The organism is Paraglaciecola marina (assembly GCF_004360155.1).
Taxonomy (GTDB): domain Bacteria; phylum Pseudomonadota; class Gammaproteobacteria; order Enterobacterales; family Alteromonadaceae; genus Paraglaciecola; species Paraglaciecola marina.
The window spans coordinates 91,123-108,137 of the sequence record NZ_SAIS01000010.1 but is presented as its reverse complement, the minus strand read 5'-3'; the positions used below and the strand labels follow the sequence as shown (position 1 = coordinate 108,137).

Genomic DNA, 17,015 nt, shown 5'->3' with positions numbered 1-17,015 from the left:
GTTAATTGGAGAGGTAATTGGAAATCTAAAGTAATGAATCTTAATCCTAGAAAGTTGCTCAATAGTAAGTGGACTGCAGTTAAGCCTAGAAACAAAGAAAAACACTTCTTGATTACAGAGGTAGAGTTTGATGAAAATGGCAACCTCATACATTGCCTAATCGAAGCAATCTTATCAAAACGATCTGAAAGTATTGATTGGACTCAGCTTAAAAACCGAGAAGTTTGGTTACAAGGTTGGAAATCATAATTACTACTCCTAACTACCTTAATTTTAGTTGACCTAACCATTGGCTGATTATGTATTTAACCCATGTTTCTGAAGAAAATACTATTGAATTAATGTCTTGGTTTAAAGATGAAGATGAACTAAAGACATGGGCAGGCCCTAATTTTAGTTACCCATTTAATTTAGTTAATTTTAAACGCGATTTAAATATCAATACCTTAAATTCATTTGCGTTGATGTCTAAAGAACAAGAATTTTTAGCATTTGGGCAATATTACCTTAAGCTTGGAAAATGCCACTTAGCAAGGTTAGTGGTTAACCCAAAATTTCGAGGAAAAGCCATTGCCGCCCACCTAATAAAGCAATTAATCACCTTAGGTAAGACTGATTTAAACACTGAATCCTGCTCACTATTTGTTTTTTCAGACAACACAAAAGCCATCAATGCTTATAGTAAACTTGGCTTTTCTATAGCCGAATATCCAGAGAAAGCTGCCATGGATGATTGTTTATATATGGTACTGGAGCAAATTCATTGGTAATTATCTAGATACACGATAGCAAGGTGATAAGATGCATTTTAAGCAATAACTTCCTATTGAAAGACTGAGATACTATGGATTTGAGTGATAATTTATTGATGGATTGGGTACCTGTATTGGTAACCCTATGCTTTTTTGGCTGTATGACTTGGTTAAGCCAAAAATTCATGTTCAATAAGCTCAAACATACAGGTGATGAAAACATCTTCACCCGCCAACTAGTGCTCTTGTTATTGATGCTTGTGGGTTTGATTTGTGTAGTCATCTCATTACCCTTGAAAGAAAACTTAGAGTTACAAATCCTAAGTTTGATTGGTTTGGTTTTGTCTGGGTTATTAGCATTTTCATCAACTACTATTTTTGGCAATTTAGTAGCTGGCTCTTTAATGCGCTTCACACAGCCCTTTCGTACTGGAGACTTTATTCGTATTGACGAAACCTTCGGTCGTGTCACTGAATTAGGTTTATTTGACTGTGAGGTGCAAACTGAATCTCGCGAGCTAGTGTCTATCCCCAATAGTATGTTGATTAATAAAGCAGTGAGTGTTGTTCGCCGCTCTGGAACTATTATATCGGTCGAATTATCATTAGGTTACGATTTACATCATAGCCGAATCGATGAGTTACTTATGCAAGCAGCTGAGCAATGCGGTTTGGAAGATCCATTTGTTCATGTAACCCAATTAGGTGACTTTTCAGTTAGCTACAAAGTAAGTGGTTTATTGGTCGAAATTAAAAATCTATTAACCGCACGCTCAAATTTTCATCGCCATGTGTTAGATTGTTTGCATGATAACGACATTGAAATTATGTCTCCTAATTTTGTTAGTCAGCATGCTGGTCCTGATGCTAAAAGGGTAATAGCCCACTCTCCAGCATTCAAAAAAGTTAAAAGTGAATCCACAGCGGAAGATGTGGTGTTTGATAAGGCTGAACAAGCCCAGCAGATTGAAGTAGAGAAACTCGATATGCTGCAAAAAATTGAACAGCTAAAGGAAAGCCTAGTTTATGCTGAAAAAGAAAAACACAAACTTATTGAGGCAGAAATTGATCAGCTTAAGCATAAAGTCAGTGAGTTAAAAGAAGTAGTAGAACTCCCCGAAGACAAATAGAATTAAGGTGATTTTTTAAATAAAGCTATTAAGCCGTGATACCAAGCCAACATCATCACAGTACCATGTCGCTCATTTGGGAAATAGCGCTTCGAGACATTAAAAGTGTCATTACTTTGAGATTGTAAATTATCAAAAAACTCATTACCCCAAGCTAGATTGGCAACACCATGTGCCCCTATATGGTCATTATTTGCTAAAGCCATAAATACCTTTACTTTGTGTGAAGATAGATTTTTAGACTTATGCAGCATACGGTTCAAGTAATTATCATCCCAAACATAGGTAGCGTCGGCCAATAGATAATGGGAAAATAATTTAGGGCGATGAAGCAAAACATGGCCAGCAAATAAACCGCCAAAAGACATTCCTACCAATACTTTGGTCTCAGTAGTTCGAAAGGTGTAATCAATCTTTGGAAGTAGCTCTGTTTCTAAAAAGTTTAGGAAAATGTCAGCACCACCACTGCCTTCAATTTTAGCTAATACCTTACCTTTAAAAATTAAATCCGTAGCCGTAGGAGTTAAGTCTCTGGCTCTATGAGTATTAGGGATAGCTATAACAATAAACTCAGGAACTTGTTTTTCAAGTGCATCAGTACTCAAAGACTCCACGATTGCACTCATCCCAAGTAAATTGGTTTTATCTCCATCTAGTAGATATATAACCGGGTAATCTTTATCTGGTTGCTCTTTATAAGAAGGAGGAAGATAAACGCCTATCTCGCGTGTTTCATCCAAGATGTTTGAATCTAAATGATACCACTGGGCTAATGAAACAGGATCCTGGGCAACAAAAGCATTGACACTTTTATTAATTTTCGATGCTTCATCTCCCATGGCTTCTGATACAAAAAATAAAGAGACATAAAAAAGAAGAATGGCGAGTGAATTTAAATTAGAAGTGATGATAAGGCTGCGCCCTCCCGACTATTTTGCTCAAGGTTTTTCTTATCTTACCTAAAGTTAGTCAGGTTCATCAAATTGACTTGAAAAGAACGTAAATATCAGCTGACCAGAACACCTTCATCAATTAAACTATTTATTACAGAGCCGCTTTATTTTCAGCCTGTCCTTTCAACCTTCTACATTGGGGAATTTTAAATCAACTATGCCAGATACCTTTGAATCCAAAAGCGTTCGTAGCCAAAGACATGCAATCAATGAAGCACTGCAAGAAGGGAACAACGATTTAGCCACAAAACTATTACAGCGTTTGCAACCTTGTGATATTGCTTTGCTATTGGAATCAAGTCCAAGTCGAAACCGCTTAGACATATGGCAACTCATCTCCTCAGATTTACATAGTGATGTACTAGAAGAGTTAGCCGAAGATGTGCGTAATGGCATTATAGATACCATGCAACCCGACATGGCATCTGACCTATTAGAAGAAATGGATACCGATGATCTTGTTGATACCTTGCGAGGCCTTCCAGAAGCTGTATCTCAAGATATTTTAGCCGCCATGGACGAACAAGATAGGCAGAGAGCGGAATTAGGTTTGTCATATGGTGAAGATACTGCTGGCTTTATCATGAATACAGATACCATTACGCTCAGGCCTAAAATAAATGTTGATGTAGTCCTTAGGTATTTGCGTTTAAAGGGGAATATTCCTGAACATACAGATACCCTATATGTGGTAAATCGCGAAGATAAACTAATGGGTGGCGTTGCCATTACCAAACTAATTACTGCCGCTCCCGATACACCCGTAGAAGACTTAATCAAAGATTCCGAAGCCATACCTGTGGACATGGATGATGGCGAAGTCGCTAACCTTTTTGAACGTTATGATTGGCTGTCAGCACCGGTAGTGGATAAAAACAATCAACTGGTAGGTCGAATTACCATAGATGATGTGGTTGATATCATTCGTGAAGACGCTGAGCATTCTATGATGAGCATGGCAGGTTTAGATGATGAAGAAGATACCTTTGCCCCTGTAATAAAAAGTACTCAGCGCCGTTCTATTTGGTTGGGCGTAAATTTATTTACGGCATTAATGGCTGCTGCAGTCAGTGATATGTTTGAAGCAACCTTAAGCCAATTAGCTGTGCTAGCTATTCTAAACACTATCGTACCTAGTATGGGCGGTGTGGCAGGCAATCAGACCTTAACCTTAGTCATTAGGGGGATGGCGCTGGGCCATGTTAGCTCTGCTAATGCAAGATGGTTGATTAGCAAAGAATTAGCCATTGGCTTTTTTAATGGCATTATTTGGGCCGTACTCATAGCGTCAGTCATAGCAATTTGGAAGCAAGATTTCATGTTAGGAGCTGTCATAGCTTTTGCAATGATGATTAATATGATCGCCGCTGGTCTAGCCGGCGTGACTTTACCCATGATCATGAAAAAATTAAAAATAGATCCTGCCCTAGCCGGTAGTGTAATTCTAACAACTATAACCGATGTAGTAGGTATTTTCGCCTTTCTAGGAACGGCTACTTGGTTATTAATGTAGGTATAAATGAACACCACAAAAACGATACCACTTACGCTAATTGCATTATTCGCGTTTGCTGCAAACTCAGTATTTTGCCGCCTTGCTCTTAATTCGGAGCAAGTCCCCCCTTTAGATTTTACAGTAATTCGTTTAATTTCTGCCTCCCTTGTGTTGGCAGTTATCATTCTCCTTCAAAATAAAATAAAGCTCACACAAATGACTAACTATGGTAGTTACGCTGGAGCTTTGTATTTGTTTATCTATGCCGCCGGGTTTTCTTACGCCTATGTATCCTTAGGCACAGCTACAGGGGCTTTAATACTATTTGCCTGTGTGCAGTTCACTATGTTGTTCAAAGCTTGGCTAAATGGCTCTCGCATGGGCTTACAAGAGCATATTGGGGTGTTATTGTCAGTGGCTGGGTTTGTATATTTTGTACTACCTGAATTAGAAAAACCGAGCCTAGTAGGCTGTATATTAATGGCTATTGCAGGCGTCGCATGGGGGTTTTATAGCATAGTTGGCTCAAAGTCAAAGCAGCCTCTTTATGACACTGCGAGTAATTTTCTACGCCTTATGCCAATTAGTTTATTGGGGTTAGCGTTTATTTTAGTAAACTCTGGATTATCAATAACCCCAATGGGCTGGGTATATACAATTGCATCAGGCGCTTTGGCATCAGGTGTAGGTTATGCTATCTGGTATCTAGTGTTACCCAATTTGGCCCCTAGTATTGCTGCCGTATGTCAATTATCTGTACCAATTTGGGCTGCAGCCGGTGGTATCCTGTTAGTGAATGAACCAATAGATATGCACTTGGCTATTTCAACTACCGTTATACTTGGTGGTATTTTGTTGGTGATATTAGCGAAAGCTAAACGTTAGTAAACCTAATTAGCATAGATCAGCTTTACTATTGCAATAAAAAAGAGGGCATTAGCCCTCTTCTAAAAACACTCCTGCTCCAAGCATACAAAATTAATCATCTATATCTTGTTTACTCAACCAATTGTCTAGCTTTTGCATATCTTGCTCTGCCGCTTGATTAAGTTGATCAACCCAATCGTGCACATTTTGCCACCATGCAGGATGATCCCCTTGCTGAATTTCGTTTGCTATTTTTTGCACTCTAGCTAAACCAACCGAACCTGCTGCCCCTTTAATTTTATGGGCTTGAGAGCAGACTTCATCTTTTTCATCGGCACTCAAGCTAAGTTGTAAAATATCCATATATTCTGGCATGTTTTCTTGGAAGACTTTCACACTGGTGCGGACCATTTCATGACCTATAGTATCCACTAACATTTGTAATAACTCTAAGTCTAAAAATGTATTTAGCTCCTCTCTCTTTGGCTCTTCTCTAGGTTGGTGTGGCTCAATCGGCTGTTCACAGAAAAGGCTATTAAAGACCTCAATAATACGGCTCTTTTTAACAGGCTTAGCGATAACATCATCCATACCGTTTTCTAAATATTCTTGGCGGGTTTTAATCACATTTGCCGTTAACGCAACTATACTAGTTTGCTCTACTAACGACTCTTCGTGAAGTACATTAGCCACTTCAAAACCATTCATATCTGGCAGCTGAATATCTAATAAAATTAGGTCATACTCTTTATTTCTAGCTTTATCGATAGCCTCTTTACCTGTCATGGCAACATCGACATATTGGCCTAATTTTTCTAATAGAGCTTTAGCCACCATGACATTCAATTCAATATCTTCAACCAGTAGAATTTGTAACCCTGTGACTTTTAAAGACTCGACCTGAATAGGTTTTTTGCTGATTGCTAGAGGCAACTCAACAGTGAAACACGTTCCCTTTCCAATTTCGCTACTTACACTAATTTTACCATTCATTAGTGACACCATTTCTTGGCAGATAGCCAAGCCAATTCCTGTACCTGTAGCACTTTGATGTTCTGGTAAATCAACTTGGTAATACATAGCAAAGATTTTATCTAATTCTTTCTGAGGGATCCCTACCCCTGTATCGCGAACATGAAAGGTAACCTTGCTAGTTTCAGCATCAATAGGCTCAGCTTTAACTTCTAAAGACACTGTACCTTTTTGAGTAAACTTAACGGCATTAAACAAGAGGTTCCATAATATTTGTCTCAGGCGAGTGCCGTCTACTTCGACCAATGCAGGCAATGGATCGTAAACTTTAGCCACAAACGTAAGTTCTTTATCGTCAGCTAATAATTCAATAATACTGCCAAGTTCAGAAGTAAAATCGTTCAATGAAACAGTTTTTAGAGATAACTCTAATCTATCCCGGTCTAGACGATCTAAGTCAATGATATCGTTAAAAATATTACCTAAAGTTATACCACTGGCATAAATCGTACTTACCCAAGCAAATTGCTCACTGGTAAGGTTGGTATCACGTAACATTCGACTTAAACCAACTATGCCATTTAAAGGCGTACGTAATTCATGACTGATAGTGGCAATGAAGGCGGTTTTATCTTTACTGGCTTTTGCTACCAGGTTCTCAGCTTTTTTACGTTCAGTAATATCACGACCAAAAGCCAAAAGCCCTAAGCGCACGTTACCATCTCCGTAAAACGGCACCTTACGCATTTCAAAATAGCCACGACGTCCATCAGCAAAACGTAACCATAACTCTTCGGTAATACTTTCGTTGTTATCAAGTACCTTATGATCACTTGCTACAACTTGCCTGGCTAACTCTTCGTCGTAAACCTCATGGGGGGTTAAGCCTATTAACTCTTGTTCAGTTTTACCTGTCATTTGCTCAGCGACACGGTTACACCCCGCAAACCGACCTTCTTCATTTCGGTAATAAACTAAATCTGGCGAGGCATCGATAATAGAGCGTAGCAAAGTAGACAAACGTAACGCCTGTTGCTCTTTATCTGATTTATCTTCAATTTCCCGTTCTAAATCACTAAATACGCTTTCACGCTCTAGTTGGGCTTGTTTGCGTTGTTCAATTTCATGATTTAGTTGCTTAATATTATTTTGTAAGGTGCGATTGAGTATTTCATCATCTTTACGTAAACGCTCTAGCTCTTCCACTGCACCTGCCAAACTAGCCCTAGATTGCTCTAGTTTTTTAACTAACTGGAAAAAGTACCAAAGCACCCATGGGGCACTCAGCAGAGTTAATAAAGTCGCACTAATGAAATCTTCAGCATGGACAGGATTTCCTATCCATATTCTGATGTAATAAGAACCTGCAAAATTGAAAAGCAATGTAAAAATAACAAATATAGTGGCGGCTTTTATAGCTCCAAAACGTCTAATTAGTTGTGCAAATCGAATTGCCCAAGGTTCAACGGAAGTGGATTCTGGCATATTTTGAAGTCTCAAATTAGAAATAATTCTTTATGTGTTCCTGACATGCTAACAAGAATGTTAAAAGGATCATAATTCCGCGCTCGTTAAATAACGATGAAGGACAATGAAATTGATTAAAAATTCATTTTTTTTAAATAAATATCTAAAAAATAAATAATATATAACTAACTAAATTCCTAAAACATCGCTATTTGATAACAAAAACACCCAAAAACGAACATTTTTATATAGCATATAACTAAGCCAAAAAAACACCCTATCTTTTTGTTTTTTATATATTAAAAAGAATTTAGAACATTAAATTCACAAAAATAATAAATTCCCGATTAGATGATAATTGATTTATAAAATGATACTCGGTATTTTGTACCTCCTGCTTAAGATAAATATTCGATACTCGACTGGTATCCCCAAGAACAAATACAGCATAAAGTAAGCACTAGAAGTATGAGGACGTTTCATATCCTGCTCGTGCTTTGCATTTATAATTGGCAGTATAAATATACAAATTTCTGCCCAGTCGAATATTGAAGGAGTGAACATTATGAGTTTATATCATCCGAATGATTCGAAAGATAATTGTGGATTTGGCCTAATTGCCCACACTCAAGGTGAGCCTAGTCATAGATTAGTCAGTACTGCGATTGAAGGACTTGACCGTATGCAACATCGAGGCGGTATCGCTGCCGATGGCATTACCGGAGATGGCTGCGGTCTGTTAATGCAAAAACCCGATGCTTTTTTCCAACAAGTTGCAATAGATAACGGTTGGCATTTAAGTCATAAATACGGTGTTGGTGTAATTTTCTTAAATCAAGATACCACATTAGCCGAAGCTGCTCGTGCCGTATTAACTGAAGAATTAGAAAAAGAAACCTTAAGCATTGTTGGGTGGCGTGTAGTCCCAACCGACAAAGCGATATTAGGTGATTTGGCCGCTTCTTGCGTACCACAAATTGAACAAGTATTTGTGAATGGCCCTCCAGGATGGCGCTCTCAAGACTTAGAACGTCGATTATTCATGGCTCGCCGCCGCACTGAAAAGCGCTTAGCCGAAGATGAAGAATTTTATATTGCTAGCCTATCGAGCTTAGTTACCGTCTACAAAGGCTTGGTAATGGCCGGCGATTTACCTAAGTTTTATCTAGACTTAGCTGACCAGAATATGAAATCTGCCATATGCGTATTTCATCAACGTTTTTCTACCAACACTTTACCTCGCTGGCCATTAGCACAGCCGTTTAGATACTTAGCTCATAATGGTGAAATTAACACTATTCGTGGCAATAGAGACTGGGCTAGAGCTCGCACAGGTAAGTTTAAAACACCACTACTTCCAGATCTCGCTGACGCAGCTCCCTTTGTAAATGAGGTAGGCTCAGATTCGTCTTCATTAGATAATATGCTTGAGCTATTTTTAGCTGGCGGTATGGATTTATTCCGTGCTATGCGTTTACTTGTGCCACCCGCATATCAAAATAACAAAACCATGGATGAAGATCTTAAAGCCTTCTACGAGTTTAACTCAATGCACATGGAGCCTTGGGATGGTCCAGCCGGTATAGTTTTGACTAATGGCCGTCATGCAGCTTGTAATCTAGACCGTAATGGATTGCGCCCTGCCCGTTATGTGATTACTAAAGATGGATTAATTACACTTGCTTCAGAAGTCGGCATTTGGGATTACAAGCCATCTGAAGTTGTTGAAAAAGGCCGTGTTGCACCAGGTGAAATGTTAGCAATAGACACCGAGTCAGGAAGGATTTGGCGCTCTAACGAAATTGATGATGATTTAAAAAATCGCCATCCTTATAAAGAATGGCTAGACCACAGCATTCGCCGCCTTACTCCGATAGAAGAATGTGAAGCTCCAGAAATCGGCAAACGAATGTTTGACGATGAAATGATGAACACCTATTACAAGCAATTTAATATTAGCTTTGAGGAGATGGAGCAAGTCATCAAAGTGCTTGCTAAAGATGGTCAAGAAGCGACAGGCTCTATGGGTGATGACACACCTATGGCTGTTCTTTCTAGTAAAAGCCGTACAATTTATGATTATTTCAGACAGCAGTTTGCACAGGTAACTAACCCACCAATTGATCCTTTGCGTGAAAATCACGTTATGTCGTTGGCTACCTGTATTGGCCGTGAAAAGTCAGTATTTACAGAAACATCTGGCTATGCAGATCGTGTGTTGTTTGACTCACCCGTTATGGTTTACACCGATTTAAAACAACTTCGTGAGTACGATCCAGAGCATTACTACACTGAATTTGTAGAGCTGAATTACAACCCAGATGAAGGCCTCAAAAAAGCGATCAGCAGAGTATGTAATGAAGTAGAGCATTTAGTTTCACACAAGCGTGCAGCATTTGTTATTTTGTCTGACCGAGCGATTAAAGCAAACCGCATTCCTATCCCTGCCGCAATGGCTGTAGGAGCAGTGCAGAAACGCTTAGTTGATAAAGGACTGCGCTGTGATGCTAACATCGTTGTTGAAACCGCATCAGTTAGAGACCCACATCATTACGCTGTATTATTAGGTTTAGGTGCAACGGCTATTTATCCATTCCTTGCATATGAAACCATTGAACAAATGTGTGAAGCTAATCAATTAGATATCCCCCCCATGCAAGCCATTATTAATTACCGTAAAGGTATTAATAAAGGCTTGTATAAAATCATGTCTAAAATGGGGATTTCAACCATTGCCAGTTATCGTTGCTCCAAGTTATTTGAAGCTATTGGTATCAACGATTCCGTAATGGAAACCTGCTTTAAAGGTGTCCCTAGTCGCATACAAGGTGCGGGGTTTGATGATTTCCAACAAGATCAAATTAACTTAAACCGAGTAGCTTGGCTTAAACGTAAACCTCTTTCTCATGGCGGTTTATTGAAGTATGTACACGGTGGTGAATACCACTCATATAATCCAGATGTGGTGACTACCCTGCAAAAAGCGGTTGTCAGTGGAAATTATGAGGACTATCAGAAGTACAGTGAATTAGTTAACGAACGCCCAATCGCTTGTTTACGTGACCTTTTGGCTTTAACACCTGCAACTGAAGCTATTTCAATTGATGAGGTTGAACCAGCTGAAAACTTATATCCACGTTTTGATACAGCGGCCATGTCAATTGGAGCGCTTAGCCCCGAAGCTCATGAAGCCCTCGCTATAGCCATGAACCGTTTAGGAGGTAACTCTAACTCAGGTGAAGGTGGAGAAGATCCAAAACGTTTTGGTAACGAACGTAATTCAAACATCAAACAAATTGCATCTGGCCGCTTTGGTGTGACGCCTCATTACTTGGTCAATGCAAAAGTACTACAAATTAAAGTTGCTCAAGGTGCTAAACCTGGAGAAGGTGGTCAATTACCCGGTGATAAAGTCAACCAGTATATAGCTGAATTGCGCCACTCAGTTCCAGGTGTAACCTTGATTTCTCCACCACCTCATCATGATATTTATTCTATCGAAGATTTGGCTCAGTTAATTTTTGACCTGAAACAAGTGAATCCAACAGCACTTATTTCTGTGAAATTAGTATCAGAACCTGGTGTAGGAACTATCGCTTGTGGTGTTGCTAAGGCTTATGCTGACCTAATTACCATTTCTGGATACGACGGCGGAACAGGTGCAAGCCCGTTAACTTCGGTTAAATATGCAGGTAGCCCTTGGGAATTAGGCTTGGCTGAAACTCAACAAGCCTTAGTCAGTAACGGTCTTCGCCATAAAGTACGAGTTCAAACAGATGGTGGTTTAAAAACAGGCTTAGATATTATAAAAGGCGCAATTTTAGGGGCTGAAAGCTTCGGATTCGGAACAGGCCCCATGGTTGCTTTAGGTTGTAAATATTTACGTATTTGTCACTTGAACAACTGTGCGACAGGTGTGGCAACTCAAGACGAAAACCTACGTGATAACTACTTTATAGGTTTGCCAGAAATGGTAATGAACTACTTTAAGTTTGTAGCCCAAGAAGTACGTGAAATCATGGCATCTATGGGTGTTCGTAAATTAGATGAGTTAATTGGACGTACCGACCTGCTAGAAATGTTAGATGGTGTCACTGCAAAACAGAGTAAATTAGATTTAAGCCCTATTTTGACGAAGCCAGAAGCAGGCGATCACACTAAATTGTTCTGTAACCAAGCGACTAACGACCCAATTGATAAAGGTGACCTAAACCAACAACTGCTAAATGATGTACGTCAAGCAGTTGAAAGTAAAAAAGGCGGCACCTTCAATTACGATATTCGTAATACTGACCGTTCAGTGGGTGCTATATTGTCTGGTCTGATTGCTCAGCATCATGGTAACAAAGGCATGGATGAGTACCCTATCAAATTAAATTTCACTGGTACCGCTGGCCAAAGTTTTGGTGTGTGGAATGCAGGCGGCTTAGTGATGAAAATTGCTGGCGATGCTAACGATTATGTTGGTAAAGGTATGGCCGGAGGTAAGTTAATCATTCACCCACCGACAAGCTCAACTTTCAAGTCTAACGAAAGTGTGATTGCAGGTAACACATGTTTATATGGTGCGACAGGCGGTAAGTTATATGCCGCAGGTTTAGCAGGTGAACGTTTTGCAGTTCGAAACTCAGGAGCCATAGCGGTTGTTGAAGGTATTGGCGATAATGGCTGTGAATACATGACAGGCGGAATAGTTGCAGTACTTGGCCGTACAGGTGTTAACTTTGGTGCGGGTATGACCGGCGGTTTTGCTTATATACTGGATGAACAAGACGATATTGAGCAACGTGTAAATGGTGAATTAGTTGAGATGCTATCTATTGTAGATAGAGCCATTCTAACCGAGCATTTACGCGGTTTAATTAACAAGCATTACGAAGCGACGGGCAGTCAACATGCTCATAATATCCTAAGTAATTTTGCAAGTTATTTACCTAAATTCAGACTGGTTAAACCGAAAACCAGTGATGTTAAGAACTTACTCGGACACATAAGTCGGTCAACTGCCGAACTTCGTGTTCAAGTGCAATAAGGGGTATCACATGTCGAAGAATGTATACCAATTTGTTGATGTAGAGCGTATCGATCCACCTAAAAAGCCCTCTCACATCAGGCGTGAAGAATTTGCTGAAATTTATCAACCAATGAGTGATACGCAAGTAGCGGGTCAGGCTGACCGTTGTCTTGATTGTGGAAACCCTTATTGTGAATGGAAATGTCCGGTACACAATTATATACCTCAGTGGCTAAGCCTAGCCAACGAAGGGCGTATATTTGAAGCGGCTGAGCTTTCTAGCAAAACCAATACCCTTCCAGAGGTTTGTGGTCGAGTTTGTCCTCAGGACCGGTTGTGTGAAGGGGCGTGTACCCTGAACGAAGATTTTGGGGCGGTGACTATAGGTAGTATCGAAAAGTACATTACGGACACAGCCTTTAAACAAGGTTGGAGACCTGACATGTCTGGCGTTGTAGCAACAGATAAAAAGGTTGCTATTGTAGGCGCAGGCCCTGCTGGTCTTGGCTGTGCTGATATTCTGATCCGTAATGGTGTTAAACCTGTTGTTTTTGACAAATACGAAAAAATTGGTGGCTTATTAACGTTTGGTATTCCAGCTTTCAAGTTAGAAAAAGAAGTGCTCGATTTACGTCACGAAATTTTCACTGAGATGGGTATAGAGTTTGTTTTAAATACCGAGGTAGGTAAAGACATTCCATTCCAAAAACTACTAGATGAGTATGATGCAGTTTTCCTAGGAATGGGCACATATAAGCCTATGCAAGGTGGTTTTGATAACGAAAAAGCACCGGGTGTTTACGAAGCACTTCCTTTCTTGATTGCTAATATTAACCGTCATATTGGCCTTGAAAAAGATCCAAGCGACTTTGTAGACATGAAAGATAAAAAAGTCGTTGTGTTAGGTGGTGGTGATACCACTATGGATTGTGTTCGTACTTCAATCCGTCAAGGCGCGACTAAAGTAACCTGTGCTTATCGTCGTGATGAAGCCAGTATGCCTGGCTCACGCCGTGAAGTAGTTAATGCAAGAGAAGAAGGCGTAGAATTTGAGTTTAACTTAATGCCATTAGATATAGCAGTTGATGAAAATGGTAAAACCATAGGTGTGACTATGGTGAAAACCGAAATGGGTCAGCCCGACGCTGAAGGCCGTCGCCGTCCTGTTGTTATCGAAGGTTCTGAACATCTACTAGAAGCCGACGCCGTTATTATAGCTTTTGGCTTTCAACCTAGCCCAGCAAATTGGTTTGCTGACTTTGGGATTGTATTGGATGAAAAAGGTCGTGTACGGGCTCCAAGAAATGGCAAGTATGCTTTTCAGACATCAAACCCTAAGATTTTCTCAGGTGGAGATATGGTACGTGGATCAGACTTAGTGGTAACGGCCATTGACGAAGGCCGTGTAGCTGCCGAAGGCATTATGGATTATTTAGGTGTGTAACTAATAGCTATATAGCGGTTAACAAAAAAGGATGTAAGTTTTGGCTTACATCCTTTTTTAGTTTATGCATAAGGATAAAGAACTATTCTTCGTCTGCTATTTGCTTTAAAGCCTTTTCGAATATTTCAACTGGTTGTCCACCACTGATGAGATGTTTATTATTCACAATCACCGCGGGGACTGAACTGATGCCCGCTGCCTGATAATGCTGTTGTTGCTTTCGCACTTCTGCCATAAATTTATCTGAGTGTAAAATAGCTTTGGCTTCTGCAACATCTAACCCCACTTTATCAACCACAATTAATAATTGCTCAAAGTCACTTGGGTTACCGTTTTCTTTAAAATACAAATCAAACAGGGCTAATTTTAATTCCATTTGTTTCTCTCGCCCAAGCTCTTCTGCCCAATGCAGTAAACGGTGGGCATCAAATGTATTATAAATCATGCCTCCACCGCGGCGTTCACCAAACTCGTATCCAACGGATAAGCCACGCTGCACAATAGCTTCACGATTTTCAGCCGCTTGCTCAACACTAATGCCATATTTTTGAGTGATGTGCTCTGTTATTTCCTGTCCTTCAGGGGCCATGTGAGGGTTTAATTCAAAAGGCTGCCAAGTAATAGTGGCATCAATTTCTGAAGAAAGGTTAGTTAGGGCCTGTTCTAGAGCTTTGTAGCCAATTATGCACCAAGGGCATGACACATCAGAGACAATGTCCAGTGTTAGGGTCTTATTCATAGATATCTTAGGCTAAAACCAATTCGTTAATCATTCATCATAGTGCTTAAAGCACTGGTTAAATCACCAATAGTACGAACCTGCTTAAAATTTTCTGGCTCAATAACTTTGCCGGTTTCAGTTCTAAGCCGAACCACTAAATCCACTACATCTATGCTATCGATATCTAAATCTTGGTATATATTAGCTTCAGGCACTATATCGGATTCTTCAATCTCAAACTCTTCAACTAAAATGGTTTTCACCATTGATAATATTTGTTCTGAATTCATGAGTATTTCTATCCTAGTTTTGAGCTTTTAAAACAAAGTCGTGTAAACTTTTAACTGAATAGAAGTACTTTTTACTCTCTTCAGTATTACCATCAATTTTTACCTTATAGGCTTTTTTAATGGCAACACCTAGCTCTAACGCATCTATAGAATCAAGGCCTAGGCCATCTACAAATAATGGTGCCTCATCTTCAATATCATCAGGGGTGACATCTTCCAAATCTAACGCATCAATGATCAGGTTTTTTATCTCAAGGATAAGATCACTCATTTCACTTCCTTTTATAACTTCATTCGAATAACTTTAATGAGGCCAATAATACCAATCAATTTAGCATTAGCAACTTATCATAAAGTGGCGATGTGCTTTGACTGGCAAAGTTTTTGCCCTAGTTTTTTGTTAATGTCCAAGTCTGTTTATTTACAGGAGTATTCCAGCTTATTGCATCACCATAATAGAAGTTAAGAAAGTCTAAAGATTGTATACCCATCAAGACTGCATGATTAGTTGTTGCACTGCTTAACTTAAACCCTTCACCTTGAAATGCACTAGCCTGAATCAATAAACCAATACCAATAGACTCGTTAGTATCAAGGTAACCCGAATAACAATCAGGTACGCTTAAATCTGTATATACATATAAAATGTGGTCTAGTTGGTTTACATGTAATTTCACCACACTATCCACTAAACCAGCCATAAAGCTGGTCTTTCCAGAGGCAATAGCTGAAATAGGCGCCTGATTTTTAGTGTAAATACTATATAAACCAGAAACGGCATTGTGCACAGATAAACCAAATTGAGTAGGAGATAAATCTTCTTTTGCTGCAACATTTTCAATGAGTTTGGTAGTGCGGTTTAAGTCTCCATGACGAGATGAAAACACACAAGGTAAATCTCCTTGTCGATGGTCACTCGCTTCCAAAGCACAATGTAGACTAACCTTTGCAAAAGGGCTTAGTCGGCGTCTTTGCATGGCTGGGATGGCTTTTAAAGCTGGCAAAGAAATATCGGATGAAAAATCATGTTTTTCAGCCTGCCATAAACACCACTCTTGCTCAGTTTCTACCCCGGGGGCCCAAGCAACGCACTTGGCAATTTGAAACGCCAATTCCATTTATAATACTCCTAGTTTTTGGGGCAGCTATTCTACGAGCTCGTACATATAGGATCAAACATTCAATTCAGAATAACCTTTTGAAGCGTTACGCTTATTCCTTTATGAGCGAGCAAACACATAAAATATGAATTTTCTTCAAGCGTGTACTCCTGTATCTGCCACTCTTGGTCATCCTCATTATTACTTAACGCCGATAAATCTACTTTAGTCAGCTCACTTAAGGTCATTTGAAAGGCTTTTATATAGGCTTCTTTTGCTGTCCATAATTGATAAAACATTCGTTTTTTATCGGGATTTTTTTGGAATAAAACTCTTTCATTTTCTGATCCCAAACTATTAATTAACTCAAGGAAATTTCGCTCTTTTTGAAACTCAATATCTACGCCTATAGGTTGTTTCTGTAATGATATAGCCACCACCACTATATTTTTACTATGGCTTATAGAAATATAAAACTTTCTGTTTGTGTCTATTACCCGCCACTCACAGTAATCCGTAAGTGTATATTGATGCTCTAGGGGAATATGGAAATACTCAAACAACACCTGTTTCACTAAACAACGGGCTATACCAAACTGATACTTGCGCAAAGGTTTCTTAAATCTCACAAACCGCTCGCAATCTTCAGAGTTTAAGCGTGAGAAAATTTTTTGATTTTGCACAGTGCATGTTTGTATATCGCAATAGAATAGATAGGTACTTTCAGTTAAAAAGCCATCTATTGTATTGAATTTACCCACTTCTTTCATTTAGATTGCAACTTAAAAAACCAAAAATTCATGTTAAACT

At 39.4% G+C, this 17,015-nt stretch carries 14 protein-coding genes; 7 read left to right on the top strand and 7 right to left on the bottom strand.

Annotated features, from left to right (window positions below; translation table 11 throughout):
* Positions 1-33: 33 nt before the first annotated feature.
* The 3 genes from EOK74_RS14610 to EOK74_RS14600 all read left to right on the top strand — a co-directional run bounded on the left by EOK74_RS14610 (position 34) and on the right by EOK74_RS14600 (position 1,882).
* Positions 34-249, top strand: a complete 216-nt coding sequence (locus EOK74_RS14610; protein WP_133470766.1) for a TIGR02450 family Trp-rich protein — start codon at positions 34-36, stop codon at positions 247-249.
* A gap of 50 nt (positions 250-299) precedes the next feature.
* Complete coding sequence (locus EOK74_RS14605) at positions 300-770, top strand: GNAT family N-acetyltransferase (RefSeq protein ID WP_133470765.1); 471 nt, start codon at positions 300-302, stop codon at positions 768-770.
* A gap of 74 nt (positions 771-844) precedes the next feature.
* Complete coding sequence (locus EOK74_RS14600; protein ID WP_133470764.1) at positions 845-1,882, top strand: mechanosensitive ion channel family protein; 1,038 nt, start codon at positions 845-847, stop codon at positions 1,880-1,882.
* Between the two features lie 2 nt (positions 1,883-1,884).
* Here EOK74_RS14600 and EOK74_RS14595 read toward each other — a convergent pair whose 3' ends face one another.
* On the bottom strand, positions 1,885-2,721 hold the full coding sequence (locus EOK74_RS14595) for an alpha/beta hydrolase (protein WP_133470763.1): 837 nt from the start codon (positions 2,719-2,721) through the stop codon (positions 1,885-1,887).
* A 271-nt stretch (positions 2,722-2,992) separates the two neighbouring features.
* Here EOK74_RS14595 and mgtE point away from each other — a divergent pair, with 271 nt between their 5' ends.
* The gene (gene mgtE, locus EOK74_RS14590; RefSeq protein WP_133470762.1) at positions 2,993-4,348 is read left to right on the top strand and encodes a magnesium transporter; all 1,356 of its coding nucleotides are present in this window, start codon (positions 2,993-2,995) and stop codon (positions 4,346-4,348) included.
* 6 nt (positions 4,349-4,354) lie between these two features.
* Entirely contained in the window at positions 4,355-5,215 is an 861-nt protein-coding gene (locus tag EOK74_RS14585; protein WP_133470761.1) for a DMT family transporter, read from the top strand.
* A 93-nt stretch (positions 5,216-5,308) separates the two neighbouring features.
* On the opposite strand, the gene arcB is transcribed toward EOK74_RS14585, so the two are convergent.
* Positions 5,309-7,654 carry an aerobic respiration two-component sensor histidine kinase ArcB gene (gene arcB, locus EOK74_RS14580; RefSeq protein WP_133470760.1) on the bottom strand — a complete coding sequence of 782 codons (2,346 nt, stop codon included), beginning with the start codon at positions 7,652-7,654 and terminating at the stop codon, positions 5,309-5,311.
* Positions 7,655-8,201: 547 nt separating this feature from the next.
* Between arcB and gltB the strand changes: the two genes are divergently transcribed.
* Together gltB and EOK74_RS14570 are read left to right on the top strand one after the other, a co-directional pair.
* A complete protein-coding gene (gene gltB, locus EOK74_RS14575) occupies positions 8,202-12,668 on the top strand; it encodes a glutamate synthase large subunit (protein WP_133470759.1) in 4,467 nt (1,488 codons plus the stop codon).
* A 10-nt stretch (positions 12,669-12,678) separates the two neighbouring features.
* Positions 12,679-14,094 carry an FAD-dependent oxidoreductase gene (locus EOK74_RS14570; protein ID WP_133470758.1) on the top strand — a complete coding sequence of 472 codons (1,416 nt, stop codon included), beginning with the start codon at positions 12,679-12,681 and terminating at the stop codon, positions 14,092-14,094.
* Between the two features lie 82 nt (positions 14,095-14,176).
* Here the strand turns inward: EOK74_RS14570 and EOK74_RS14565 are convergent, their stop codons facing one another.
* The 5 genes from EOK74_RS14565 to EOK74_RS14545 form a co-directional block, all read right to left on the bottom strand.
* Entirely contained in the window at positions 14,177-14,833 is a 657-nt protein-coding gene (locus EOK74_RS14565) for a DsbA family oxidoreductase (RefSeq protein WP_133470757.1), read from the bottom strand.
* Positions 14,834-14,859: 26 nt separating this feature from the next.
* Positions 14,860-15,105, bottom strand: coding sequence for an acyl carrier protein (locus tag EOK74_RS14560; RefSeq protein WP_133470756.1), 246 nt, complete (start codon positions 15,103-15,105; stop codon positions 14,860-14,862).
* Between the two features lie 13 nt (positions 15,106-15,118).
* Positions 15,119-15,376 (bottom strand): phosphopantetheine-binding protein, encoded by a 258-nt coding sequence (locus tag EOK74_RS14555; protein ID WP_133470755.1) that lies wholly within the window; start codon positions 15,374-15,376, stop codon positions 15,119-15,121.
* A 118-nt stretch (positions 15,377-15,494) separates the two neighbouring features.
* The gene (locus EOK74_RS14550) at positions 15,495-16,223 is read right to left on the bottom strand and encodes a beta-ketoacyl synthase chain length factor (protein WP_133470754.1); all 729 of its coding nucleotides are present in this window, start codon (positions 16,221-16,223) and stop codon (positions 15,495-15,497) included.
* Between the two features lie 62 nt (positions 16,224-16,285).
* Positions 16,286-16,975, bottom strand: a complete 690-nt coding sequence (locus EOK74_RS14545; protein ID WP_133470753.1) for a 4'-phosphopantetheinyl transferase family protein — start codon at positions 16,973-16,975, stop codon at positions 16,286-16,288.
* Positions 16,976-17,015 lie beyond the last annotated feature (40 nt).

Bases quoted from the DNA above. Each gene is read 5' to 3' on its own strand.
- EOK74_RS14570 (WP_133470758.1), top strand. From the start codon at position 12,679: ATGTCGAAGAATGTATACCAATTTGTTGATGTAGAGCGTATCGATCCA.
- mgtE (WP_133470762.1), top strand. From the start codon at position 2,993: ATGCCAGATACCTTTGAATCCAAAAGCGTTCGTAGCCAAAGACATGCA.
- EOK74_RS14610 (WP_133470766.1), top strand. From the start codon at position 34: ATGAATCTTAATCCTAGAAAGTTGCTCAATAGTAAGTGGACTGCAGTT.
- EOK74_RS14600 (WP_133470764.1), top strand. From the start codon at position 845: ATGGATTTGAGTGATAATTTATTGATGGATTGGGTACCTGTATTGGTA.
- EOK74_RS14560 (WP_133470756.1), bottom strand. From the start codon at position 15,105: ATGAATTCAGAACAAATATTATCAATGGTGAAAACCATTTTAGTTGAA.
- EOK74_RS14545 (WP_133470753.1), bottom strand. From the start codon at position 16,975: ATGAAAGAAGTGGGTAAATTCAATACAATAGATGGCTTTTTAACTGAA.
- EOK74_RS14555 (WP_133470755.1), bottom strand. From the start codon at position 15,376: ATGAGTGATCTTATCCTTGAGATAAAAAACCTGATCATTGATGCGTTA.
- EOK74_RS14565 (WP_133470757.1), bottom strand. From the start codon at position 14,833: ATGAATAAGACCCTAACACTGGACATTGTCTCTGATGTGTCATGCCCT.
- EOK74_RS14585 (WP_133470761.1), top strand. From the start codon at position 4,355: ATGAACACCACAAAAACGATACCACTTACGCTAATTGCATTATTCGCG.
- arcB (WP_133470760.1), bottom strand. From the start codon at position 7,654: ATGCCAGAATCCACTTCCGTTGAACCTTGGGCAATTCGATTTGCACAA.
- EOK74_RS14605 (WP_133470765.1), top strand. From the start codon at position 300: ATGTATTTAACCCATGTTTCTGAAGAAAATACTATTGAATTAATGTCT.
- EOK74_RS14550 (WP_133470754.1), bottom strand. From the start codon at position 16,223: ATGGAATTGGCGTTTCAAATTGCCAAGTGCGTTGCTTGGGCCCCCGGG.
- EOK74_RS14595 (WP_133470763.1), bottom strand. From the start codon at position 2,721: ATGGGAGATGAAGCATCGAAAATTAATAAAAGTGTCAATGCTTTTGTT.
- gltB (WP_133470759.1), top strand. From the start codon at position 8,202: ATGAGTTTATATCATCCGAATGATTCGAAAGATAATTGTGGATTTGGC.